Here is a 22,380-nt window from a genome sequence, read left to right as displayed (position 1 = left end):
GCGCGCCTTTGACGGGGTGAGCCCCTCGTGCCTGCAGCCGTCGATCTGTCAGGACTGGAAACGGTTGCCGCGGTCGGCGGCGGCGAGCCGGACGGCTGTGTCGGCGCTCTGCGGGTCTGGTGACGCAACCCGGTTCGGGTCCACCGAGGCCCTCGTACGTGACGGGCAGGTCGTCCGGCTGTACGGCGAGCCTCCACCGCCCCCGACGACGCCTGGTCCCGGGCGCCACGCTGACCTGGTGGCCCTGTACTGGTGGCCCTGTACGGTGACCCGTTCGCCGACATCCTCGCCACGGGGCGCCCGCGCCTGGTCGTGAGGGACGGACAGCCGGTACGGGCCGGTGAGTGACTCCTCACGGGGGCTGGAGTGCAGTCCCCTGCGATGCACAGGTGACGTGACCAGCCAATCGCGGACGGGGCCCGACCATTACTAGCTCCTCGCCCCCCTATGGGCGGAGGTTGGCGAGGGCCCGCGGAGGCAAGTGTCGGGCGAGTACAGCAAGGGCTCCGGCGACTTCCTGAATCCGTTCCGGATCGTCGGCACCAAGCGCTCTGGCGAGTGCGTCGTCGATCGTGGTCGCCCGGACCTGTTCCACCCGGTCCGAGAGGCCGGGGGACTGACGGACCAAAAGGCGGCGACGGTCCGCGGGGTCGGGTGCTGTCGTGATCGCACCCGTCTCCTTGAGGCGAGCGACGGCGGTGGACACCTGACTCTGTGGCAGGCCGGTGCGTGCGGCGATCTCGCCGACGGCACTGTCCGGATGGGCGGCGATGTCGCTCACCGTGATCAGGACGGACCGAACGGTACCGGGGTGGCGTTCGTTGCCCCCCTGCGGCTCCGGCATGGCTTCCTCGCCGATCTTCATCAGGGTTCGTCCCAGCAGGAACAGCTCTACTCCATTCATGCCGTCACCGTACATCGAACTCGATGCATCTATTGTGATGTATCGAGTTCGATGGATTACCCTCATGGTCGGATCCCGGAAACTCCGGGGACCAGGTGAAGGGGTGGACACTGTGCGGAAATGGCACGCAAACCCGTGGGCTGTCCTGGTGACGCTCTCCGTCGGGTTCTTCATGACCCTGCTGGACCTGACGATCGTGAACATCGCGATCCCGGAGATGATCGACGGGCTGGGTGCCTCGCTCGACCAGACGCTCTGGGTGGTGAGCGGTTACGCACTGGTCCTGGCGGTGCTACTGATCACCGCCGGCCGCCTCGGGGACCTGTTCGGGCCGCGGAACCTCTTCGCCACGGGGCTGGTGATCTTCACGCTGTCCAGCGTCGCCTGCGGGACGGCCGCGGGCCCCGCCGTGCTGATCGCCGCCCGTGCTGTCCAGGGGCTGGGCGCCGCCTTGCTCGTGCCCCAGACGACGGCCCTGATCGTCTCGGTCTTTCCCGCCCGGCGGCGTGGTGCCGCCATGGGGGTCTGGGGCATGGTCGCCGGTCTTGCCACCCTGTCCGGCCCCACCCTGGGCGGCATCCTGGTCTCCACGGTCGGCTGGCGCTGGATCTTCCTGGTGAACGTGCCCGTCGGCCTGGCCGCGCTCGTCCTTACCTTCCTGGTCGTCCCCGACCTCCGGCATGGCCGCAAGCACCGTTTCGACGTGCTGGGCGTACTGATCGCCACAGCGGCGCTGTTCTGTCTGACCTTCGCCCTCCAGGAGGGCGAGCACTACCACTGGGGCCCCGGTATCTGGGCGCTGCTGGCCGCCGGCGCCCTGCTCGTCGCGGGATTTGTGCTGAACCAGCGCGGCAAGCAGGACCAGGAACCGCTGGTGCCGTTCGAGATCTTCCGCGACCGTAATTTCACCGTCATGACCGTGCTCGTCGCGTTGGTGTCGATGGCCATGATCGGGCTGGTGCTGCCGTTCAACCTCTATCTGCAGTCGGTACTGCACATGAGCGCGATCAAGGCCGGAATGGTGCTTGCCCCGTCCTCGCTGGTGTCGATGACCGTCGGGCCGTTCGCCGGACGGCTCTCAGACCGCATCGGCGGAAAATACCTGCTGATGGCCGGACTGACGTTGTACGCAACCGGGATGCTCGCGATTGTGCTGATCGCAGGGGTGGCCACGCCCTGGTACGCGTTCATCCCTGCGACCGTGGTCACAGGCCTGGGCATCGGTTGTGTGGTCGCTCCGATGTCCACCGAGGCAATGCGCAATGTCGAGCCCCGGCTGGCCGGCGTCGCCTCAGGCGTCAACAACACGGCCCGTCAGATCGGCTCAGTCATCGGCGCGGCGACGGTCGGTGCTCTGCTGCAGGGCCGACTGGCTGCCGAGCGGGCCACGGGCAAGACGTCCGCCGACGCGTTCATCGCCACGATGCACGTCACCACGATCCTGCCGATCGCCGTGGTCGTGGCTGGAGCGCTCGCCTGCCTGCTGGTACGCAATCACACCAAAGCCAAGCCCGCAGACTCCACACAGACCACGGTCCCCCGGGAGACGACGACACCCGGTCGCTGACCCAAGGGACCGGTTCTCCAGCAGGGCGAGCTGGCGGGCGGTTGGGCCGCCAGCCCTACCAGGTGGCGGCCCAGCAGCCCTTCGTCGGACACCAGAGGCCCACCCCTCCGTACAGCCTGATGAATCGAGTTTCTGTCTGCGGGTAAATCGGGGTGCTGCGTATGCAGCTGCCCGGCCGCAGTCCGTGTGCCCGTCGTTCACGGCCAAGGTTCACCCCGAAGGCTCCGTCGAGAACGCGGGCCGGCCAAGGGGGTCCTGGAGTCATACAACGACCTCGGCGGTCACCCCGAAAGGCGAGTGGCGACTTGAACTCCGTCCGCAGACGCCCTACGAGGGGAACCAGGTGCATGTCCGCTACCGTTTCGACGGCGTCACCGAGGGGTCGCTCGGGGCTGCGGTGCAGGCTGGTGAGGAGTACTTCGCCCATGCCGGCGGTCAGCCGAGGATGCCCCGCCGGTACGCGGCCGCCACCGCCGCCGCCCGGTCCCTCACGTCCAACTTGCCGTAGATGTGGATCAGATGCGTCTTGACCGTCGCCTCGCTGATGAACAGCGCACGAGCGATCTCCCGGTTCGACGCGCCGCGCGCAACGTGCTCCAGCACCTGCAACTCCCGTGCGGAGATCGTGTCCCCGACAGGCGGCGCGGTGGGGCCGCGCACCGCCGTGACCAGGCGTGAGGCGACCGCCGGGGACAACACGGTGCGGCCCGCCGCCGCCCGGATGGCCGCGACCAGCTCATCGCGCAGCGCGTCCTTCAGCAAGTACCCCGTCGCCCCGGCCTCGATCGCGGGAAGGGTGTCGGAGTCGGTGTCGTAGGTGGTGAGCACCAGCACACGGGCCCGGGCGCCACGCCGGGTCAGCTCGGCGATGGCCTCCACGCCACTGCCGGCCGGCATACGAAGGTCCATCAGGACGACGTCCGGGTCCACGCGCAGCGTCATCTCCACCGCCTCCGTGCCGCCGGACGCCTCTCCGAGCACGGTGAAGCCGTCCGCGGGCTCCAGCATGCCGCGCAGGCCGTCGCGCACCACCGGGTGGTCGTCAACGATCAGCAGAGTGATCGCCCCGTTGTTCTCAGCGTTCATAGGGCACCGACGGTACGCGTGCGGACACGGCAGTGCCCAGGCCCGGCTCAGACTCCACGGTCAGCTCCCCCGCCAGCCGCACCGCGCGGGCACGCATGCCCTTCAGACCGAACCCGGACGCGGTGTCGCGCTCGGGCAGGGCGGACGGGTCGAAGCCGTGGCCGTCGTCGCGCACGTCGAGCACGACCTCCTCGCCCATGTAGGACAGGGTCACGCCGACCCGGGTGGCCTTCGCGTGGCGTGCCGCGTTGGACAACGCCTCCGCCGCGATGCGCAGCAGCGTCGCCTGCACCTCCTCGTGCAGCGGCTTGTCGGAGCCGGTGAGGGTGAACTCGGCGTGCACACCCGTGCGTTCGGACCAGCGGATGACGGTCTTCTTCAACGCCTCGGGCAGGTCGTCCTCGGCCAGCGCGACGGGCGCGAGGTTGGCGACGGCCCGGCGTGCCTCGCGGAGGCTGTGGCGGGCCAGTTGCAGGGCTCGTTCGGCGTGGACGCGGGCCTTGTCCTGTTCCTGGGTGTCGGTGACGACCTGGAGCTGGGTGATGACGCCGGTCAGGTCCTGGGCGACGGTGTCGTGGATCTCCGCCGCCAGCCGGCGGCGCTCGTCGGCGATCCCGGCCTCCTTTGCCTGGAGCAGGAGTTGGTCGTGCAGGGCGGCGTTCTCCACCAGGGCCCGCTCCAACGCGACGTTGGTGTGCTCCAGCTCGCGGATGGTCGCCACCCGCTTCTTGGCGCGGTCCTCCTCCTTCTCCGCGTCTTGCTGGACGGTCAGGTAGATGCCCATGTTGGTGGCGACCAGCACGCCGTAGAACACCCAGCTCGCCAGGTCGTCGGGCGGCAGACCTCCGATCTGCGCGCCGGCGATCGTCACGGCGGTGGCCAGCAGGCCGAGGGGAACCCAGCGGCGGGGCACCAGACGCTCGGTGTCGAAGCATCCGACCGCGGCGTAGAAAGCGCAGAACGGGTTGATCCAGGCCAGGCCGAACGCCAGGGCCGAGCGCAGCGCGTAGTACACGGCACCGGCCGCACTGGGGCCGGGCCGGCTGCGTGCCACCAGGTCCCACCACAGCTGCAGGACGAGCGCCGCGACGGCAAGCATCCCCGCCGCCAACCAGTCAGCGCCGTCCATGCCGACCAGGGACGAGGTCGCAACGGCGAGCACCAGACTGACGCCGAGGAGGACGGGAGGGCTGAAGCGAAGGAGTAACCGCGGCTGCGCGTGGTGCGCGGCCTGCGGCTCGGTGATTGAGGGGGATGCGTCCGGTGCCACGCCCTCAGTGTCGGCCATGGCGCCCGGCGCGCGTGACACGTTCGTCACTCCCAGCGGAACCAGCGCGCGGCGGACGCGGACAGTACCAGCGTCCACAGTGCCAGTACGCCGAGGTGGATCGAGTCCGGCCAGTCGCCGGCGGTGGCCTGGTTCAGGGCCTGGGCGGCGGCGCCGAAGGGCAATGCCTCCACGATGTTGGCCATCAGGTCGGGCATCTGCTGGATGGGCATGTAGACGCCGGCTGCGAGCATCGCGGGAAAGAACACCGAGATGCTGACCGCCTGGGCGATCTTCGTGGTGGGGGACAGCGCGGAGATCAGCGCGCCGAGCGCCAGCACGCACACCACCGCCAGCAGCAGGGTCAGCAGGTAGCCCACGACCTGGCTCGGCAGGGCGACGTCGGAGAAGATGCGCCCCATCCAGGGTGAGCACAGCGGAGATCAGCGAGGCGGCGGCGTGCAGTCCCACCTGAGCACCGAGAACGGCGGTGGGGCGCACGGGGGTGGTGGACATCCGGCGCAGGATGCCGCGCTCACGGTAGCCGGTGATCACCGGAGGCATGGCCATCAGACCAGCCATGATCATCGAAAGGAGCACGGCGACGGGCACGTAGGCCTCGACGGTGGAAAGGCCGCCGATCTCGTCCTTGGGCTCTGTCATGGACGGAATGAGGCCTAGGACCAACAGCAGCAGCGTGGGGAAGGCCAGGACCCAGAACACCGAGCCGGGCTCCCGGAAGAACAGGATCAGCTCGGCGCGCAGCACGGCCCGCCCGGGACGAGGCGTGGCGGTAGTGGTAGTTGCCGGGGGTGCGGTGGCGGCGCTCATGCTCCGGCTCCTGTCAGGTCGAGGAAAGCGTCATCGAGAGTGGAGTCGGTGACGCGCAGCTGGTGGGCGCTCACCTGGTTGCGGGCGAGCAGGCTGATCACCGCGTTGACGGTCTCGTCGGTGCCGGCGAGGGTGACCCTTTCCTCATGGTGTGTAACGGAAGCGAGACCCGGCAGGGCAGCGAGGACGTCTTCCTCCAGTGGGCGGGAGGGGGTGAAGGAGATGACGGTGCCGCTCGCGGACTGCGCCACCAGACCGGACGGGGTGTCCAGTGCGACGACCCGCCCCCGGTCGAAGATCGCGACCCGGTCGCACAGCCGCTGCGCCTCCTCCATGAAGTGCGTGACGAGGAGGATGGTGACGCCGCTCGCCCGGACGTCCTCGATCAGCGACCACACTTCGCGCCGCGCCGCCGGGTCCAGGCCGGTGGTCAGCTCGTCCAGGACGACGACCCGAGGGGTGCCGACCAGGGCGAGCGCGATGGCCAGCCGCTGCTTCTGGCCTCCGGACAGCTGTGCGAAACGGGTGTCGAGCTTTCCCTCCAGGCCGAGGCGTGCGGCCAGGGTGCGCCAGTCGGCGGGGTTGGGGTAGCAGGCGGCGTACAGCTGGAGTGCCTCGGCGACGGTGAGCTTGCCCTGCAGCTCGCTCTCCTGCAGCTGCGCTCCCACGATGTGTGTCGTCTGTGCGCGGTCGGCGACCGGGTCCAGCCCGCACACGCGGATCGTACCGCCGTCTGGAACGCGGAGTCCAAGGATGGACTCGACGGTGGTGGTCTTGCCGGCGCCGTTGGAGCCGAGAATCCCGAAGATTTCTCCCGCCTCCACCGGGAGGGAGACGCCGTCCACGACGGGTCGCCCGCCGTAGCTCTTGCGCAGATCGTGAACTTCAATGAGAGTCATGCCCCCAAAGTGCCGGGCCGGACCGGGCTGATACATCACCCATCACGCTCGCCGGGGGTCAACCGATGGGTTGATCGCCGGGGGTCAACCGATCGGTTGCCCCCTTACGCCCCCCTACCGCACGACCCCTACGACCCTGACATTGCCTCGGGGTTTCCTCAGCGGGCTTGCGTGCCCGCCACTACCTCAGCCGCCGCGGCAGGCCACGAGATGGTTGCGTAGCTACCAGTCGTTCCTGGCCGAACCCTCCTGCGCAGGCGTCCCCAGGCGGCACCCGGGTCGGTGTCCCGCTACCAGCAGGTCTCCCTGAAGGCGCACGGGCATGAGGACACCTCCGGCTATGAAAACTTGCAGGTCACGCGGGAGAAGAACGGGTTCCGGATCGGGGGGGTGGTCGAGCAGGCCGGCAGGTCCAGGAGACAGGCCAGGACACTGCGCTGACGCGCGGTCAGGCCGTCGGCGTCCTCGTGGATGGCCGGCGGACGTCCGGGCAGGCCAGGGGCAGCACGCATAAGATCCCCCTTGTCGATCTTGCGTGCACCCGACCGTAACCCCACACTCCCGGGTGAGAGAACACCAATTCGAGCAGACAGGCACGGATCGCCGCGCCAAGGGGACCGCCGTGCACCGGGCGGACTTCCCCGGGTTCTTCACGTACGTACCGCTCAGCGGCGCCTGCCTCGGTGTACGGGCTGACCAGGAAGGCCGACCACGCTGCACGCGAGATCGTAAGCGGGCCCAGCCCGCGGTCCTTGGAATCCTGGACCTGCACCTCCGTACCGTCCGCTGCTGCGCAAGCCTCGACGCAGGCGTCTTGGAAATCGCCGCTGTAGGTGCTCTTGTGCCAGACGCTCGAAGGCAGCGACATGTGTTTCTCCCTGGGGTGAAGAAGGGCCTGCACGACGAGCAACTTGTCCCTGCGAGTCCAGGAACAACGCGCTTCGTGTGACGGCGAGTTGAGGGCCGGCACGATCAGGGGCGGGAGAGAAGACCATGTCGAACGCCGGGCGGCGACCTCTTCGCGGGTGCGCTCCGCACGTTCGGCGCGCTGGCGGTAGCCGCGCATCCACACCCCGGCGAGGGTCACGCAGCGATCCAGCCGGAGACCCGCAGTGTGTTCAGGGCACCGCCGGCGTCGGAGATCCAGTTCGCCCCGACGGTTCCGGCGATGATCACGGCGCACGTTCACTTCGTCCAGCCTTGATTCAGCGAGACGTCCTTCCGTCAGGCTGGGGTGATTTCTATGTCCATGAGTGGGGCGTACTGCTGCCCGGCGTAGCAGTCGCTGTCGTGCAGGTCGCCCTGGGTGGTGGGTCTCGGGAGAGAGACCTTGACGGCGAGGGCCAGGGGGTGGTTGACGACGAGGACGTTCCGGGGGTCGGCGCCGAAGAGGGTGGCGAAGAGGTTCTCATTGAGGAAGCCGCTGGCGACGAGGGCGTCGTACGCGTCCTCGTCGTGGCACATGAAGTCGAAGGTGAGGGTGAAGGGACCGGCGTTCTTGGAGCGGACCAGGGAACAGTGGTCGAGCAGGGTGGACATGGTTACAGCTCCTCGGTGGTGGTGCGGAAGAGTTCGGTGGGGGTGACGCCGGTGACGACGTGGTTGAGGGTGAAGCGGTACAGGGCGCCGCGGTCCGTCTCCGGGGGCGAGTAGGGGTACGCGAGGGTGGAGACGAGGCCGTCGTACTCCGGGACGGGCAGGTGGCTGCTGGCGTGGGCGACGAACGTGGCGACGGCGTGCGCGGTTTCCTGGGTGGGAGCGGTGACGGTTATCAGGACGCCGAGTTCGCGAGGTGTCAGCGGTTCGGGTTCGTGGCCGGCCAGGACGGCTCCCGCACCGTAGAGGCGGTAGTCGATGTCGATGTCCGCGGGGTCGACGGCCCCGTCGAAGACATCGAGGATCTTGGCGTCGAAGTACTGCTTGGCCATCGGCAGGAGCTTGGGCAGGGTGTCGATGACGACGCGGTCGCGGACGCCGCCGATGATGACGGTCTGGTAGCCGACGAGTTCGGCGCCTTCGAGCTTGTTGGTGTAGCCGTCGGCGGGCAGGTAGCGGGCGCCGCGTACCCGGACGGTCCGGTCGTCCAGCCCCTCGTACGTGGCGTCGGTGGTGTCCAGGACGCCGGAGGGTTCGGCGATGTGGAAGGGGTCGGCGTTCTCGTACAGCGTGTGTGCGGCGACCGAACGCGGGGTCAGGCGGCTGCCGTCGGCCAGGGTGGTGACGTCGAAGTGATCGTCTCGCAAGGTGACGAGCAGCCCGTTGGCGGACGGGGGGATCGCGCAGGCCGCGCCGCATTCGACGGTCTTGGCCATGTGCCAGGTGAGCCCGGGGTCGGCGCCCTTCAGATGGGGCAGGGCGGCGAACAGGGCGGTGTCGCTGGCCCGTCCGGCGAGGATGACGTCACAGCCGTCCTCAAGGGCTTCCTGGATGGGTTCGACGCCCATCATCGCGACGGTGTGGCTGCGCTCGAACAAGTCCCGGTCGATTGCCGGTGCATTGGTGAGCGGCTGGATCCGCCCGGCGTCGTAGAGGTCCTGGAGGCGCGCCGCGGACTGGTCGGAGTAGATCAGGCCCAGCTTGAGGTGCAGGTCTTCCTCGGCTGCGAGGGTACGGACGATGCGGGCGACCTGATCGACCCCCACGTCGCGTCCGGAGGTGCCGCAGGAACCGATGATCAGCGGTACGCCGAGCTCGTCACGGGCCTTGAGGAGCAGGCGCAGGTCTCGGGTGACGGCCTGGGCGGACAGTTTGGGGGTGCCGGAGCCCAGGGCGGCGGGTCCGGAGTCGGTGGACCCGGCGTCGCAGGCGATCACGTCCGGGCGGGCGCTGACGCCCCGCCGGAAGGCGTCGGCGTCGAACCCGGCGCCGAGCGCGCCGGTGGGGGCCAGGATGCGGAGTTCCATGAGGTGGTGCCTTTCGGGGGGTGCGGTGGAGTCGGCGGGCGGGAGCGTCAGCCGGTGGCGCGGCTCGGGGTGCGGCGGGCGGGAGCGTCAGCCGGTGGCGCGGCTCGGGGTGCGGCGGGCGAGGCGGGTGAAGACGGCGAAGGTGACGGCGGCGAAGACGGCAGCGTTCAGGAGCATGTACCGCCAGCTGGTGAGGTCGATGGTGGTGCCGAGGATGGCGGGGCCGAGGGCCATGCCGGAGGCCGAAGCGATGGTGTACAGGGAGGTGTAGGTGCCCAGCACCTTCTGGGTCGGGGCCAGGTTCCACAGCGCGACGAGTGCGTTGACGGCGAACGAGGCGTACCCGACGGAGGAAATGATCATCGACACGACGGTTCCGGGCACGCTGGGCCAGAAGAATCCGACGAGCAGCCCGGCGATGAACAGGGCGACGCCGTGCCGCATGGCACGCAACTGCCCGAGCCGGTTGGAGAGGTAGGCGATCGGCAGTACGCAGACGAGGAAGGCGACGGCGCCGGGCAGGGCGAGACCGCCGGCCTCGCCCCGGGTCAGGCCGAGCACCTGGGTGCCGTACGGGGTGGTGAGCGAGCGCAGCGCCGACCACATGCCGGCGAAGCAGAAGATGCCGATCATCAGCAGCAGGGTGGGGCTGGACGGGGAGCGGAGCGCGTCCTTCAGGACGGCCCGGGGCGAGGTGAACCCGCGTTCGCCGTCGGCCTGTTCCTCGGGCAGTACGGCCTCGCTGTGGCGGCGCCCCAGGAAGGCCCAGGACAGTCCCAGCATGGTCAGCATCAGTAGCGGGGGGACGGCGAAGGCGAGATGCAGGCTGCGGTCGACGACGAGGAGGCTGATCAGCGAGGAGACGACGATCGTCAGGCTGACGCCGGCCTTGATGAAGCCCTGGGCCTTGCTGCGGTTGCCCGGTCGCACGTAGTCGGAGACCAATGTTTCGGTCACGCCCTTGAAGGCGTTGGCGATCGCAGCGAACCCGACCACGCACACCAGCAGTACGGGCAGGTTCGTCGCCCAGGGTATGAGGACGAACGGCACGGTGGCGATCACCGCGCCGGCCAGCACGATGGGCCACCGGCCGGCCCGGTGGCGGGCGATTCTGTCGGAGTAGAACCCGACCGACGGCTGGGTGAGGATTCCCCAGGAGTGGTCCAGGCCCATGATCAGCCCGATGATGCCCGCGGAGGAGAAGTAGTGCCGCAATTGCTCGGGCACCTGGGCGTCGTAGAAGTTCCAGACCGCCTCCTGGGCGAAGACGGCCATCGCGACCCAGAGCACCGCGCTGCGGTTCATGCGCTCGCCTGCCGTGGGCTCTGCCGGAGCGGCCGCGCCGGTGGCGGTGGGGGAATCGAACGTCATATCGGCTCCTGTTTGCCACATGCTATAGCAAGAGTGAGATCAGTCCGTTGGGCGTGTCCCGACGCCGGGTGGCGGGCTGACAACTGGGGAGTGGACGGGTCAGGTGTTGGAGAGCTGGACCAGCGCGGCGCGGTGGTGGCGCGCCGCGAGTTCCTCGGCGCGGTCCTCGTCCCGTTCCAGGAGGGCGTCCAGGAGTTCACGGTGCTCGCGGTAGCGGGCCCGGAAGGCTTCGCCCCGCTCGGGCACGATCCTCATGGTGAGGTCGAGCCGCTCCTCGTCACTGAAGGCGCGGGCCTGAGCCAGCAGGCCCTCCAGGACAGGGTTGGCGACACACGCCTCCACCTGGTGGTGGAAGCGTCGCAGCGTGTGGAAGACAGCCGTCAGCTGGTCGGCGACATCAGCTTCCGGTCCCTGCTCGGCGACCGTCTCCTCGATGCCGGCCACGATCAGGTCGCTCCGCGCGAGCAGCGACACCAGGCCCGTGAGCTGCTCGGCCGTCGCGTTGCGGGCCGCGAGGCGGGCCATGAGCGCGGACAGGCGGACCTCGGCCTCGACGATCTCGGAGCGGGCCGCCACGGAGTGGTCCGCGATCCGCAGGGAGCGCGGTCCGACCCGCTCGACGACCTTCTCGTGCACCAGCTGGCGCAGCGCCTCGCGGATCGGTGTGGGACTCACTCCGAGCCGGGTGGCGAGATCGCGCTCGGTGATCTTCTCGCCCGGTCGCAGAACTCCCTCGCGGACCGCGGTCCGCAGCCGCCGGTAGGCCTGGTCGGCCAGCGACATGGTCTCCATGGGACCGAGTGCGTCAGTGCTCATGGGGCCAGAATGACTGGTGCTATAGCAAACGGTCAATGGCTTGGACGTGAATCATTGGCCAGGCCCTCCAGTAGTTTCACGCACCCCTGACCGTGGTCGTGCGGAGTTCTGCGGCCGGCATGGGCGTCAGCCAGAAGACCCGGCAGGCCATCGAGGAGGCGGCAGCCCGCCTCTTCGACGAGCATGGCTTCGCCAACACCACGGTGAGCGCGATCGCCCACGCAGCCGGCGTCGGTGAGCGCACCTTCTTCCGCTACTTCCCCACCAAGGAAGCACTCGTCGTCGGTCAGGTCCGCGACCTCATTCCACGCCTCGCCCAGTTGCTGCGCGACCGGCCCGCCGAGGAGCCCCCTACGAGGCGATGCGCAACGCCGTCCTTGAGCTTGCTGCCCAGCACGACGTCCCGCCCGCCATCTTCACGGCGGGGCCGCCGGTCCGCCTGGGTCCCGAGTCACGCGCCGACCGCTTCCTGCTCGCCGAGCTGGAGACCGCGGTCACCGACACCCTCCATGAGCGCCTGGGGGCGAACGCATCACATCCGGATGCGGCGGCCCTGCGGCTCCAGGCGGCGGTGAAAGCCCGGGCGGGTATCTCCGCACTGCGGGCGCTCTTCATCGTCCGCGCCGATGACGAGGCCACGCAGCTGACGATCGGACAGTTCGGCGACCTCGTCCAGGCGGCTTTCGCCGCACTGGAGGGACGCTAGGCACCCGCGCAGCACGGCTGGTGCCGAATTGGCCGTACAGGGCCGCGGCTCACCTGAGTGCTCCCCTGACGGCCGACGCGAGGGACGCTGCGACTGCTACGACCGTGCCGGGATGAAGGGCCTGGCCAGCACGGCCTGCGCGGCGCGCTCTCCGGCGGCGAGAGCACCTTCTATGTGTCCGGCGTACTCGTCGGCGGTTTCCGTTGACGCCCAGTGCAGCCGGCCCTCGAGCGCCGGCTGCCGGTAGAGGGAGTGACCGAAAAGGGAGTAATCGGCAAGGCGCTGCACGGTCGAGGGCGCGGTCCAGTGCTCGGTGCTCCAGTCCTGCACGTACACGGCGCGGGGGGTGGCCGCGCCAGGGCCGAAGAGCTGCGCCAAGAGCGTGGGGACGGCGCCCTCGAATCCGGGGCGGAGCGTGCGCGCATGGGCGAAGCCGAAGAGGGCGGCGGGGTGGCCGTCGGGTCCTGCCATGTCGTGGATCTCTTGCAGCGGCCCGGTCCGGCTCATCGCGGCGCCGGCCAGCCCCAGCCGACGCCAGAATGCGGACTCGTAAGTGGCCACGATCTTGACCGCCGCGCCCATCCAAACGGGGGTGGCGCGGGCCAGGCGTATCAGCTCGGCGGGGAGGGCCCCGGCGAAATCGATGCGTTCCAGGGCCAGGGCTGGGGGGACGGCCAGGACGACGTGCTCGGCGTGCAGCGTTGCGTCCTGCGTGTGCACGTGAAGGCCGCCCCGCTGGTGCGGGCGGATGGCGGTGACCGGTGTGTCCAGGCGCAGCCCGCCGACAGGCAGCGCCCCGGCGAGAGTGACGGCCAGGCGCTGGGCTCCGCCGTGGAACCGGCGGGCGGGCGCGTCGAGGACATTGCCGGGGAGGCGCCGGGTGCCGGTGGTGTCCTGGACGACGGTGTCTCCGGCGAGGTGCTGGTCGAAGGTGGTGATGCTGCCGCGCGCGGCCAGTGCCCGCACCCGTTTCTCACCGTCCCAGAACCAGGTGGCCCCCAGGTCGAGTCCTGGCTGCGAGGCGGATGCGGAAGTGGAGAGCAGGCGCCCGCCGATCCGGTCGCGGGCCTCCAGGACGAGCGCGTCGCGGCCGGCGGCGTGCAGCGCGGCGGCCGCGCTAAGCCCGGCAGCGCCGGCGCCGATCACGATCACGTCATGGCTGGCGTGGTGCGGCATACGGGGTCCTTTTCGAGGCCGGGCGGTCATTGGCCGCTGGTGTCGAGAACGATGCGGAAACGCGGTGCCCCGGAGCGCAGCCGGGTCACGGCGTCGCCGGCCTGTTTCAGCGCCATGCGCTCGATCAGCGGGCGGATGTTGTGGGTGACGGCGAACTCCATGGCCTGCTCCGTCTCGCGTGCACTGCCGGTGAGATGGCCGGTGAGAGTGTGCCCGTTCATGACCAGTTGGGCCGCCGGGACGGTGACCGAGCCCGCGTCGACCCCGACCAGCGTGAGCTGCCCGTGCGTGTTCAGCCCGGCGAGCAGCTCATCCACGGGGGCCGTGGAGGAGGCGGTGTAGACGATGAGGTCGGCTCCGCCCAGTGCCTTCAGGGCAGCTCCGGGCGCATTGGCGTCGCTGTCGATGTAGTGGTGGGCGCCAAGCGTGCGGGTGAGTTTTTCGCGTTCCTCGCCGCGGGCGATGGCGATGGTCTCGTAGCCGAGACGGGCTGCGAACTGCAGGGCCAGGTGCCCCAGTCCGCCGATGCCGAACACGGCGAGCCGTCCGCCCGCGGGGATGCCGGCCTTGCGTACGGCGTTGAAGGTGCTCACCCCGGCGCAGCCGAACGGGGCTGCGTCGAACAGGTCGAGGCCGTCGGGGACACGGGCGAGGGCGTCGGCGGGCACCGTGATGCTCTGGGCCCAGCCACCGGGGTAGGACAGACCGGGAATCTTGCGCTCCGGGCAGTGCACGACGTCGCCCGCCCGGCAGAAGGCGCAGTGCCCGCAGCTGCCGCCGAACCAGCCGACCGCCACCCGGTCCCCGACCGACCAGCCCTCGACCAGATCGCCCACCGCGGCGATCGTCCCCGCGACTTCATGCCCGGGCGTGACGGGGAAGGTGGTACCGCTGCCGACGGCATCGGCGGTGCCGAGGTCGGCGTTGCACACGCCGCTCGCCCCGACAGCCACGCGCACCCACCGCGCAGACGGCGGCGCGGGTGTGTCCAAGGACGGGCGCAGTGGCCCCCCGGGCTCCGTCACCATCATGGTCACTGACCTGCCCGCCATGGCCACCATCCCTCTCCGAAAATATTTCGCTCCTATAGGAGACGCTTATGCTGGGTCAGCACGCCTCCTACCGTAGGCACTGATGAAGAGGCCCGGTAGAAGACACCGGTGAATAGGGCGATAAGGAACGGCTATGGCAGAACGAGTGAACCTCGAAGGGCTGCGTTACGCGCACGCGGTCGCCGAGACGAAATCCTTCAGCGCCGCCGCCCGGGCGTACGGGGTCACTCAGCCCGCCTTGTCCAACGGCATCGCCAAGCTGGAGGAACGCCTGGGTGACAAGCTCTTCGAACGTTCGCCGCGCGGAGTCACCCAGACCGCTTTCGGCGCCCGGATCCTGCCGCTGATCACACAGGCCCTGGCCGCCCTGGACGCGGTCACCGTGGAGGCCAAGCGGCTCACCGAACCCGGCGCGCAGAAGATCCGGTTGGGACTTTCGCCGCTGATCAGTTCCGCGTTGGTGACCCGGGCTTTCAGCATGGTCCGCGATCTGCCGGTCCCTCGCGACCTGGTGCTGCGCGAGGCAGACATGCAGGAGCTCCGCGGCTGTCTGCGTGCCGGTCAGCTCGACATCATCCTGATCCCGGCCGTCAGCGCGATGCCGCGGTTCGAGCACCGGGTGATCGACGTCGAACCGGTGGTCGTCGTCACCCCCGACGCCGACGCGAGCGCCCCGCTCGAACTCCAGGAGGCGGGGGAGGAGCAGTTCATTCTCGTCCCCGACACCTGCGGCCTGACCACGTTCACCGCGCAGCTCTTCCAGTCCCACGAGATGCCGTTGCGCACGTATCCGGGAGAGGCGGCCAGTTACCAGGTTTTGGAGGACTGGACTCGGCTGGGTCTGGGCGCGGCCATGGTCCCCCGCTCCAAGCTCACCTCGCCCGACGTCCCCCACCGCCCCCTGATGGACCAGGGGCGCGAGGTCCAGATCTCCTTCGAGGCGGTCTGGGATGCCGAGTCCCCGCTCGGTGCCGACCTGCTCCGGCTGGCCGACGGCCTGGCAGCGGCCCGCCGCTGATCCGGCCAGGAGCGGCAGCTGCGGACGGTGTCCTGATCATTCCGGCGAGGGCGGCAGGGCCTCGGCGCCGAAGGGCAGAGGCAGCAGATCGCAGATACCGACCCGGTAGATCTGCGACAAGGTCAGGTCCGCACAGAGCACGTCCACGTTCCGGCGGGGTGCGCCGGTGACATCGAAGATGCGCTGGCGGCATCCACCACATGGGGTGACGGGCCGCCCGGGATTCCCACTCCTCGGGTCGCCGCCCACCACAGCGATCGCCTCGAAGTCACGCACTCCGGCCGTGACAGCCGCGGCCAGGGCCGCGGCTTCGGCGCACACACCGAGCGGGAACGAGGACGACTCGTAGAACGTACCCGTAAAGATGTCCCCGTTGGCCGCCTGGACGGCCGCTCCGACTTGAAAGCGCGATGCGGGGTTCAGCGCCCGGGGTGCGACCTCGAGCGCCCGCTTCAGCAGGCGGGTCTCCGCCGGGGGAAGGTCACTGAAAGGCACGGTCGGGTTGAGCATGTGAGTCCTTCGCTGCGAATCGGGGCCGCCACCGTCGTTCAGGCGGCGGCCAAGGGCGCCCGGAGCGGGTGAGCAGGGAGCGCGGAAGTGAGGTGCGCACCGCTGCGAGGTGGTCGGAGCACCACCCCGCCCCGCACCGGCCTGCGCTGCTCGGCCGACGGAGCTGGCTACTGCCCTCACTGTCTGCGCCAGCCTAACGTCGCCAGTAATAACCACAGGTTATGGCGACATTCAACATGATCCTCTACCGGACCTCGCGACTCATGCCTAGCTTTGCAGGCAGATGGCGAAGCCCGCAATCTACGGCTCCGTCCCCGCCGCACGAGAGAGGCATAGCCATGGCATATCTTGAGATCACGCTGCAGGTCGATCCGGGCGACCGTTCCGCTGCCGCGGCCGTCTACGCCAAGTACAAGAATCCCTTCCTGGACACCGTTCCGGGCGCCACCAGCAAGGAACTCCTCGTCCGCGACGAGGACGTCCAGGTACTGCACGGCTTCCGGTCCGCAGCAGACGCCCAGGCGTACCTGGAAAGCGACCTGTTCACCCGCGACGTGACCAGCGGGCTGTCCCCGCTGCTCCAAGCGGCCCCCGAGGCCCGCGTCTACGACAGCGTCTGACCTCCCAACCATGGGCGGCTGCCGGCCAAATTCCCCCCACCGGCAGCCGCCCGCGGCCGGAGATTCCTTGCGGGCGGCCTCGCGCCGGAGCTGCACCCCGCGTCTCTACGCCCACCGACAGGCAGACCCATGCACGAGCTGCACCGGCTACTGCGCGAGTACGACCGCGCCCGCGCCTACACCGACGACCTGTGGAAAGACCTCACCGCAGAAGAGGTGACCTGCCCCCACGAGAAATCGAGCGCCATCGGCTGGCACCTCGGCCACCAGGCGCACGTCGCCCACTTCATGATCCGTAACCTCACCGCAGCCGAGCCCAGCCCCGACCCGGAACTGGACGGCCTGATGGACTCGGCCAACCCGGAGAAATTCCGCGGCGCGCTGCCCACCGTCGACCGGCTCACCGCGTTCCGCGACACCGTCGCCGAACGCGTCCACGCCCGCATCGGCGACATCGCCGCCGGGCAGGTCAGCGCCCCTGATCAGCTGACCGTCATCGGCGGCCACCTGCTGACCGCGCTCATCAACCATGAGTACCAGCACGACCAGTGGATCAGTGAGGTCCGTGCCGACCGCCTTGGTCACGCTCTGCCGTCTGACCCCGCCTCGGACCAGCTCAGCCGCGTGAACGGCTACCTCGTCCTCACCCCCCACCCCTGACCGCGCATCACCGCCCCCACACGCCCAGCCCACGACTCTCGACATCCGGAGCACCACATGTCCAGCACCAGCATCGACTTCACCGGCCAGAAGATCATCGTCATCGGCGGCACCAGCGGCATGGGCCAGGCCATCGCCCGCACCGTCCTCCAAGGAGGCGGCAGCGCGATCGTCACCGGACGCTCGCAAGAGAGCGCCGACCAAGCCGCTTCCGCCCTGTCGGCGCACGGCCACACCGTCGGCCTGGCGGCCGACCTGGCCGACCCGACGGCCGTCGACCACCTGCGCGAGACCCTCACCGAACAGCACCCCGACGCCACCCTCCTGGTCAATGCGGCCGGCGTCTTCGCCCCCAAGCCGTTCCTGGAGAACACGGCAACCGACTACGACCGCTACCAGGCCATCAACCGGGCGTTCTTCTTCCTCACCCAGACCGTCGCCGCCAACATGATCGCCCGCGGCGTGAAGGGATCCATCGTCAACATCGGCTCCATGTGGGCGCACCAGGCCGTGGCCGCCACCCCGTCCGCGGCGTACTCGATGGCCAAGGCCGGGATTCACTCCCTGACCCAGCACCTGGCGATGGAACTGGCCCCGCACGGCATCCGCGTCAACGCGGTGGCTCCCGCCGTCGTCCGCACCCCCATCTACGAAGAGTTCATCCCCAAGGCGGACCTCGACTCCGCACTCGACGGCTTCAACGCCTTCCACCCCCTGGGCCGGACCGGCACCCCCGACGACGTCGCCGCCACCGTCGCCTTCCTGCTGTCGAACCAGACGGACTGGGTCACCGGAGCCGTCTGGGACGTGGACGGCGGGGTCATGGCCGGCCGCAACTGACGGACCAGTACCACCTGCTGACAACAGTCCTTCACCCAGCCGCTGCCGAACCCGGCTCCCCAAGGGGCCCGCCCGTGAGCAGCACAGATCCCATCCACAACCCGGGGACATCGGACGCGCCAGAAGCCGAAACGCTGGGGTTCTGCCGAAAGCTGCCGAAGGCTGAACTGCACGTGCATTTGGAGGGATGCCTCGAACCTGAGCTCCTGATGACGCTGGCCCGGCGCAACGATGTCGCCGTGCCCTGGGCGACGGCCGAAGAACTCCGCAACGCCTACTGCTTTGAGGACAGGTGCTGCACGAATTCATCAAGTCCGGCCAGTACAAGGCCCAGCGCAAGGACCTCCTCACTGCCACGCACAACCTGCAGATCGAGAACTTGATCCGTAGTGCCGCCAGCGTCGCGGCCACGGCACAGGCGAACGCCAAGAAGGCAGGCGAAGCAGCTCAGCACGCCGCCGGCGCAGCCACTGAGGCAGCCAAGTACGCCCAGCAGGCACTTGACTTCGCCGGGCAGGCTCAGAACTTCGCCGATGAGGCGAAGAAGTCGCCCAACCCAGCCGAGGCGTCCGCGGCCCAGGCCGCAGACTCCGCCAGGACCGCGCGCAAGGCGGAAGCAGACGCCCAACAGTCCGCGCGTAACGCGGAGCACTCCGCTACTCGCACCGACTCGTACGCCGCTGCTGCCCGCGGCTCCGCAGACGAGGCTTGGGCGTCGGCCCGCATCGCACACGATTCCGAGATCGCGGTCGGCAAGGACAGTGACGCGGCCAATCAGGCGTCGAAGGACGCGTTGGCTGCTTGGGTGATTCTGGCAGACAAGGAAGCGAAGGAGAGAGCTGCGGCGGCCCGGATGATACCGGTCGCAGGCGAAGTTGCCGACCTCGCAAACTCCGGGTGGTACGGCCTCGAAGGCGATGCACTCAACGCGTCCCTCTCTGCGGCCGCAGCCATTCCTGGTCTTGGATGGGGCGCTACCGGTGCTAAATGGGGTGTCAAGGCGGGAAGTGCCCTGGAAGCCTTCGTCAAGGCGGAGAAATCAGCAGGGAAAACCGCCCATATATGGGCAGCGGCGCAGGTCCCGGACCGTAAAAAACAAGCTCATAGTCCCGGCGGAAGTACGATCTGGTCCGTCCGTGCTTCCGCGATGGCGTCGGGAGTGAGCCCGTGGACCTGCGATAGATCTACCCCGTCCAGTTTGGCGCCGGTGAGCGTTGCCCCGGTCAGGTTGGCGCCGGTGAGAGTGGCTCTGTACAGGCTGGTGTGGGTGAGTGTCGCCTCGGACAGGTTGACGCCTGTGAGTGTCGCTCTGTCCAGGTCGGCGCCTGCAAGATTCGCTCTGGTCAGGTGTGCGTCGGTGAGTGTGGCCCTGCGCAGTTTGGCGCCGGTGAGCGTGGTCCTGGACAGGTTGGCGCCTATAAGCGTCGCTCTGTCCAGGTGGGCATCGGTGAGAGTGGCCCAGGCCAGGTTGGCGAGTCGGTACGCAACCGTGTGATGCTCGCCCTGGCCTACGACGCGGCACTGCGCCGTGAGGAACTGTGCTCGCTGCGGACCGACGATGTCGATCCGGCCCACCGCACGCTGCGGATACGGGCGGAAACGACGAAGAACCGGATGGAGCGGGTGGTGCCCTACTCGGCACCGACGGGGGTGCTGCTGTCGGACTACCTCGCCCACCGGGCCACGATCAGCCGGGCCCGCGGGCCGCTGTTCCTATCGGAATCGCGCCGCAATCACGCCCAGCCACTGAGCCTGTGGACCTGGTCGAAGGTGGTCCGCAAGCTCGCGCTGGCTTCCGGTGTCGAGCGGTTCTCCACGCATACCACCCGGCATCTGTGTCTGACCGATCTGGCCCGGATGGGCTGGGAGTTGCACGCGATCGCGGCGTTCGCCGGACACCGTCACACCGACACCACCCTTCAGTACATCCACCTCTCCGGCCGGGACCTGGCCGACAAACTGACCCGCGGCATGAACCACATTCATGCCTGGCGAATACAGATGCTCACCGCCCAGGCCGGCACGACGGCGGAGGCGTCGCAGTGACCGGGCCGTCACTGGTCATCGCCACCGAGGCCAACGATGGTCGCTGGTCCTGGCCCATCGTCCCGGGCCGCTACGACACGGCCGTCGCGGTCCGCCCTGCTGAGGCACGGGCCGTACTCGAACTCGGTGTCCGCAATCTGCGCCAGCTGCAGTACCACGACCCGGCCGCACCGGGCTGGCGCGTGATCGCACGGCTGCTGGGTCCGCTGGAGGCGGTCAACGCCGCACTCGACTCGCCGCCCACTGCGCACCGCCGACGGGCCATGCTCGACGTGATCGCCCTTCTGCTGACGCACAGCGCGCAGACCGGCCGCAGCTACTGGGGCTGGGACACGCAGGAATGGACCCGTCTACTCGGCCGCACCCAGGCCGAGTTCCGGCAGCACGCACCCGCCTGGGCCGGGGACGAAGTCCGCCCCTACCTTGCGGCGCACGCCTACCTGCTCGGCTCCTTCAACGAGTTCCACCAGCTCGGCAGCTTCCAACGCCTCACACTGTCCTGGCGGATCTTCGGACGCGACCGCGTCACCAGCGAGATCGCCCGCATCCGCACGGTCCTTGGCACCTGGGGCTACCAGCTGGGCCAAGCCGACGACACGCTGCTGCCGTCGGTCGCCTGCCAGCTGTTCCTGCTCAACCACAGCCCGCACCTGGAGGACATGGACACCGCACTGTTCGACCGGGTCCGCCGCGACCGGCTGCTGGAGGGCTCCCAGTTGAACACTTTGCACGTTCTGCAGCGCGCGGTCGCCACGCTCGGCTTCAGCGATCCGCCCCTGCAGAGCACCGGCCGTCACTCGGCGCGGGCCACCGGCGGCGCCAAGATCTGGGAACAGTGGGCCGACCGCTGGCACGACACCTCAACCCTCACCCCACGCGTCCGCGGCAGCATCCGCTCCACCCTCCTGCGAGTCGGCCGGTGGATCGCCGCCGAACAGCCCGACGCCGCCGACCCCACCGACTGGACCCGCCAGACCTGCGCGACCTGGATCGTCGCACTGGACCGGATGAAGGTCGGCGACTACGTCCAGCGCACGGCTGGCCTGGGGGACCGGCTCGGCAAGCCGCTGGAGGCGCCCACCAAGGCCGGACAGATCACTGCACTCCGTACCTTCTTCCGGGACTGCCAGGAATGGGAATGGCTGCCCCGCCGCTTCGACCCACTGCGCGCTCTGGCCATCCCCCGCAGCATCACCGCCCTCCTCGGCCCGACCCGCGGGTGATCGCTGACGAGGTCTGGGCGAAGCTGTTGTGGGCCGGTCTCAACCTTGATCCCGCGGATCTTCCGCCGACCCGGTCCGGGCACTTCTACCCCTTCGAGCTGGTCCGCGCGGTCACACTGACCTGGCTGTTCTCCGGTCAACGCAGCAACGAGATCGCCCGGCTGAGACTCGGTTGCATCCGCTGGCAGCACGACGGAGCACCCATCGCCGGCGACTCACAGCAAGTACTGGCCCGCGACGCGATCTGCCTCCTCGACGTTCCAACCCAAAAGACCGGCATCACCTTCACCAAGCCGGTCGACCCGATCCTCGGCCAGGCCATAGGCGTCTGGCAGGCCGTCCGCCCCGACCAGCCGAAGTTCACCGACCGCCGCACCGGCGAGCACGTCGAGCTGCTGTTCGCCGTCCGCGCCCGCCGCCTCTCCACCAGCTACATCAACAACACGATCATCCCGATGCTCTGCCGCAAGGCCGGAGTCCCGGACGCCGACGTCCGCGGGAACATCACCAGCCACCGAGCCCGGTCAACCATCGCCAGCCAGCTCTACAACGCCAAGGAACCGATGACGCTATTCGAGCTGCAAGCCTGGCTCGGACACCGATCGCCGTAATCCACCCAGTACTACGCGAAGATCACTCCGAACACTCTGTCCAAGGCGTACTCCAAGGCGGGCTATTTCGAGCGGAATGTCCGCACCATCGAGGTCCTGGTCGACCGGGACGCGGTCGCCTCCGGCGCCACCGCGACCGGCGAGCCCTGGCAGCATTACGACCTCGGACACGGCTACTGCACCTACACCTTCTTCGAACAGTGCCAGCACCGCATGGCCTGCGCACGCTGCGACTTCTACACCCCCAAGGACTCCACGAGAGCCCAACTCCTCG

Annotated in this window: 23 protein-coding genes and 2 pseudogenes; 11 read left to right on the top strand and 14 right to left on the bottom strand. The window is 69.1% G+C overall.

Annotated elements, in window-relative coordinates; genetic code table 11:
• Positions 1 to 445: 445 nt before the first annotated feature.
• Positions 446 to 904, bottom strand: a complete 459-nt coding sequence (locus ACIQM4_RS28355) for a MarR family transcriptional regulator (protein WP_401597227.1) — start codon at positions 902 to 904, stop codon at positions 446 to 448.
• Between the two features lie 148 nt (positions 905 to 1,052).
• Between ACIQM4_RS28355 and ACIQM4_RS28350 the strand changes: the two genes are divergently transcribed.
• Positions 1,053 to 2,471: an MFS transporter gene (locus ACIQM4_RS28350; protein ID WP_401597224.1), complete on the top strand. Its 1,419-nt coding sequence runs from the start codon at positions 1,053 to 1,055 to the stop codon at positions 2,469 to 2,471.
• 435 nt (positions 2,472 to 2,906) lie between these two features.
• Here ACIQM4_RS28350 and ACIQM4_RS28345 read toward each other — a convergent pair whose 3' ends face one another.
• The 9 genes and pseudogenes from ACIQM4_RS28345 to ACIQM4_RS28305 all read right to left on the bottom strand — a co-directional run bounded on the left by ACIQM4_RS28345 (position 2,907) and on the right by ACIQM4_RS28305 (position 11,644).
• The gene (locus tag ACIQM4_RS28345) at positions 2,907 to 3,557 is read right to left on the bottom strand and encodes a response regulator (protein ID WP_401597221.1); all 651 of its coding nucleotides are present in this window, start codon (positions 3,555 to 3,557) and stop codon (positions 2,907 to 2,909) included.
• Entirely contained in the window at positions 3,547 to 4,845 is a 1,299-nt protein-coding gene (locus ACIQM4_RS28340) for a sensor histidine kinase (RefSeq protein ID WP_401597489.1), read from the bottom strand. Before ACIQM4_RS28340 ends, ACIQM4_RS28345 begins: the two co-directional genes overlap by 11 nt.
• A 26-nt stretch (positions 4,846 to 4,871) precedes the next feature.
• A pseudogene (locus tag ACIQM4_RS28335) lies at positions 4,872 to 5,655 on the bottom strand (ABC transporter permease).
• Positions 5,652 to 6,554 (bottom strand): ABC transporter ATP-binding protein, encoded by a 903-nt coding sequence (locus ACIQM4_RS28330; RefSeq protein ID WP_401597218.1) that lies wholly within the window; start codon positions 6,552 to 6,554, stop codon positions 5,652 to 5,654. The pseudogene ACIQM4_RS28335 and the gene ACIQM4_RS28330 overlap by 4 nt, the downstream one beginning before the upstream one ends.
• Positions 6,555 to 7,002: 448 nt before the next feature.
• Complete coding sequence (locus ACIQM4_RS28325; protein WP_401597487.1) at positions 7,003 to 7,422, bottom strand: DUF397 domain-containing protein; 420 nt, start codon at positions 7,420 to 7,422, stop codon at positions 7,003 to 7,005.
• Between the two features lie 356 nt (positions 7,423 to 7,778).
• Positions 7,779 to 8,093 (bottom strand): DUF4387 domain-containing protein, encoded by a 315-nt coding sequence (locus ACIQM4_RS28320; RefSeq protein WP_401597215.1) that lies wholly within the window; start codon positions 8,091 to 8,093, stop codon positions 7,779 to 7,781.
• Between the two features lie 2 nt (positions 8,094 to 8,095).
• On the bottom strand, positions 8,096 to 9,457 hold the full coding sequence (locus tag ACIQM4_RS28315; RefSeq protein WP_401597212.1) for an acyclic terpene utilization AtuA family protein: 1,362 nt from the start codon (positions 9,455 to 9,457) through the stop codon (positions 8,096 to 8,098).
• 87 nt (positions 9,458 to 9,544) lie between these two features.
• Positions 9,545 to 10,828: an MFS transporter gene (locus ACIQM4_RS28310; protein WP_401597209.1), complete on the bottom strand. Its 1,284-nt coding sequence runs from the start codon at positions 10,826 to 10,828 to the stop codon at positions 9,545 to 9,547.
• Between the two features lie 99 nt (positions 10,829 to 10,927).
• A complete protein-coding gene (locus ACIQM4_RS28305; protein ID WP_401597207.1) occupies positions 10,928 to 11,644 on the bottom strand; it encodes a GntR family transcriptional regulator in 717 nt (238 codons plus the stop codon).
• A gap of 119 nt (positions 11,645 to 11,763) precedes the next feature.
• Between ACIQM4_RS28305 and ACIQM4_RS28300 the strand changes: the two are divergent.
• Positions 11,764 to 11,913, top strand: a pseudogene (locus ACIQM4_RS28300) (TetR family transcriptional regulator); the annotation flags it as partial.
• A 92-nt stretch (positions 11,914 to 12,005) separates the two neighbouring features.
• Complete coding sequence (locus ACIQM4_RS28295; RefSeq protein ID WP_401597507.1) at positions 12,006 to 12,350, top strand: hypothetical protein; 345 nt, start codon at positions 12,006 to 12,008, stop codon at positions 12,348 to 12,350.
• Between the two features lie 96 nt (positions 12,351 to 12,446).
• On the opposite strand, the gene ACIQM4_RS28290 is transcribed toward ACIQM4_RS28295, so the two are convergent.
• Positions 12,447 to 13,526, bottom strand: coding sequence for a flavin monoamine oxidase family protein (locus ACIQM4_RS28290; protein WP_401597204.1), 1,080 nt, complete (start codon positions 13,524 to 13,526; stop codon positions 12,447 to 12,449).
• A gap of 26 nt (positions 13,527 to 13,552) precedes the next feature.
• Entirely contained in the window at positions 13,553 to 14,479 is a 927-nt protein-coding gene (locus ACIQM4_RS28285; protein WP_401597201.1) for an alcohol dehydrogenase catalytic domain-containing protein, read from the bottom strand.
• 232 nt (positions 14,480 to 14,711) lie between these two features.
• Between ACIQM4_RS28285 and ACIQM4_RS28280 the strand changes: the two genes are divergently transcribed.
• Positions 14,712 to 15,596: a LysR family transcriptional regulator gene (locus tag ACIQM4_RS28280; RefSeq protein ID WP_401597198.1), complete on the top strand. Its 885-nt coding sequence runs from the start codon at positions 14,712 to 14,714 to the stop codon at positions 15,594 to 15,596.
• Positions 15,597 to 15,632: 36 nt separating this feature from the next.
• Here the strand turns inward: ACIQM4_RS28280 and ACIQM4_RS28275 are convergent, their stop codons facing one another.
• The gene (locus ACIQM4_RS28275) at positions 15,633 to 16,106 is read right to left on the bottom strand and encodes a cytidine deaminase (RefSeq protein ID WP_401597195.1); all 474 of its coding nucleotides are present in this window, start codon (positions 16,104 to 16,106) and stop codon (positions 15,633 to 15,635) included.
• A gap of 338 nt (positions 16,107 to 16,444) precedes the next feature.
• Between ACIQM4_RS28275 and ACIQM4_RS28270 the strand changes: the two genes are divergently transcribed.
• From ACIQM4_RS28270 to ACIQM4_RS28255, 4 genes are all read left to right on the top strand, one after another.
• On the top strand, positions 16,445 to 16,726 hold the full coding sequence (locus tag ACIQM4_RS28270; RefSeq protein ID WP_401597192.1) for a hypothetical protein: 282 nt from the start codon (positions 16,445 to 16,447) through the stop codon (positions 16,724 to 16,726).
• 129 nt (positions 16,727 to 16,855) lie between these two features.
• Positions 16,856 to 17,386, top strand: coding sequence for a DinB family protein (locus ACIQM4_RS28265; RefSeq protein ID WP_401597189.1), 531 nt, complete (start codon positions 16,856 to 16,858; stop codon positions 17,384 to 17,386).
• A gap of 57 nt (positions 17,387 to 17,443) precedes the next feature.
• Positions 17,444 to 18,226: an SDR family NAD(P)-dependent oxidoreductase gene (locus ACIQM4_RS28260; RefSeq protein WP_401597187.1), complete on the top strand. Its 783-nt coding sequence runs from the start codon at positions 17,444 to 17,446 to the stop codon at positions 18,224 to 18,226.
• A gap of 74 nt (positions 18,227 to 18,300) precedes the next feature.
• Complete coding sequence (locus ACIQM4_RS28255) at positions 18,301 to 18,609, top strand: hypothetical protein (protein WP_401597184.1); 309 nt, start codon at positions 18,301 to 18,303, stop codon at positions 18,607 to 18,609.
• Positions 18,610 to 19,327: 718 nt separating this feature from the next.
• Here ACIQM4_RS28255 and ACIQM4_RS28250 read toward each other — a convergent pair.
• Entirely contained in the window at positions 19,328 to 19,801 is a 474-nt protein-coding gene (locus tag ACIQM4_RS28250; RefSeq protein ID WP_401597181.1) for a pentapeptide repeat-containing protein, read from the bottom strand.
• Between ACIQM4_RS28250 and ACIQM4_RS28245 the strand changes: the two genes are divergently transcribed.
• From ACIQM4_RS28245 to ACIQM4_RS28235, 3 genes are read left to right on the top strand one after another with little or no spacing between them, the layout of a single operon-like run.
• Complete coding sequence (locus ACIQM4_RS28245) at positions 19,721 to 20,272, top strand: site-specific integrase (protein WP_401597178.1); 552 nt, start codon at positions 19,721 to 19,723, stop codon at positions 20,270 to 20,272. The two genes, ACIQM4_RS28250 and ACIQM4_RS28245, sit on opposite strands and share 81 nt — an antisense overlap.
• Entirely contained in the window at positions 20,269 to 21,495 is a 1,227-nt protein-coding gene (locus tag ACIQM4_RS28240; RefSeq protein WP_401597175.1) for a hypothetical protein, read from the top strand. Before ACIQM4_RS28245 ends, ACIQM4_RS28240 begins: the two co-directional genes overlap by 4 nt.
• Positions 21,492 to 22,106: a tyrosine-type recombinase/integrase gene (locus tag ACIQM4_RS28235; RefSeq protein WP_401597172.1), complete on the top strand. Its 615-nt coding sequence runs from the start codon at positions 21,492 to 21,494 to the stop codon at positions 22,104 to 22,106. Before ACIQM4_RS28240 ends, ACIQM4_RS28235 begins: the two co-directional genes overlap by 4 nt.
• Positions 22,107 to 22,380 lie beyond the last annotated feature (274 nt).

Source organism: Streptomyces sp. NPDC091272, from assembly GCF_044757485.1.
Classification (GTDB): domain Bacteria; phylum Actinomycetota; class Actinomycetes; order Streptomycetales; family Streptomycetaceae; genus Streptomyces.
This window is presented reverse-complemented; position numbering and strand designations above follow the sequence as displayed.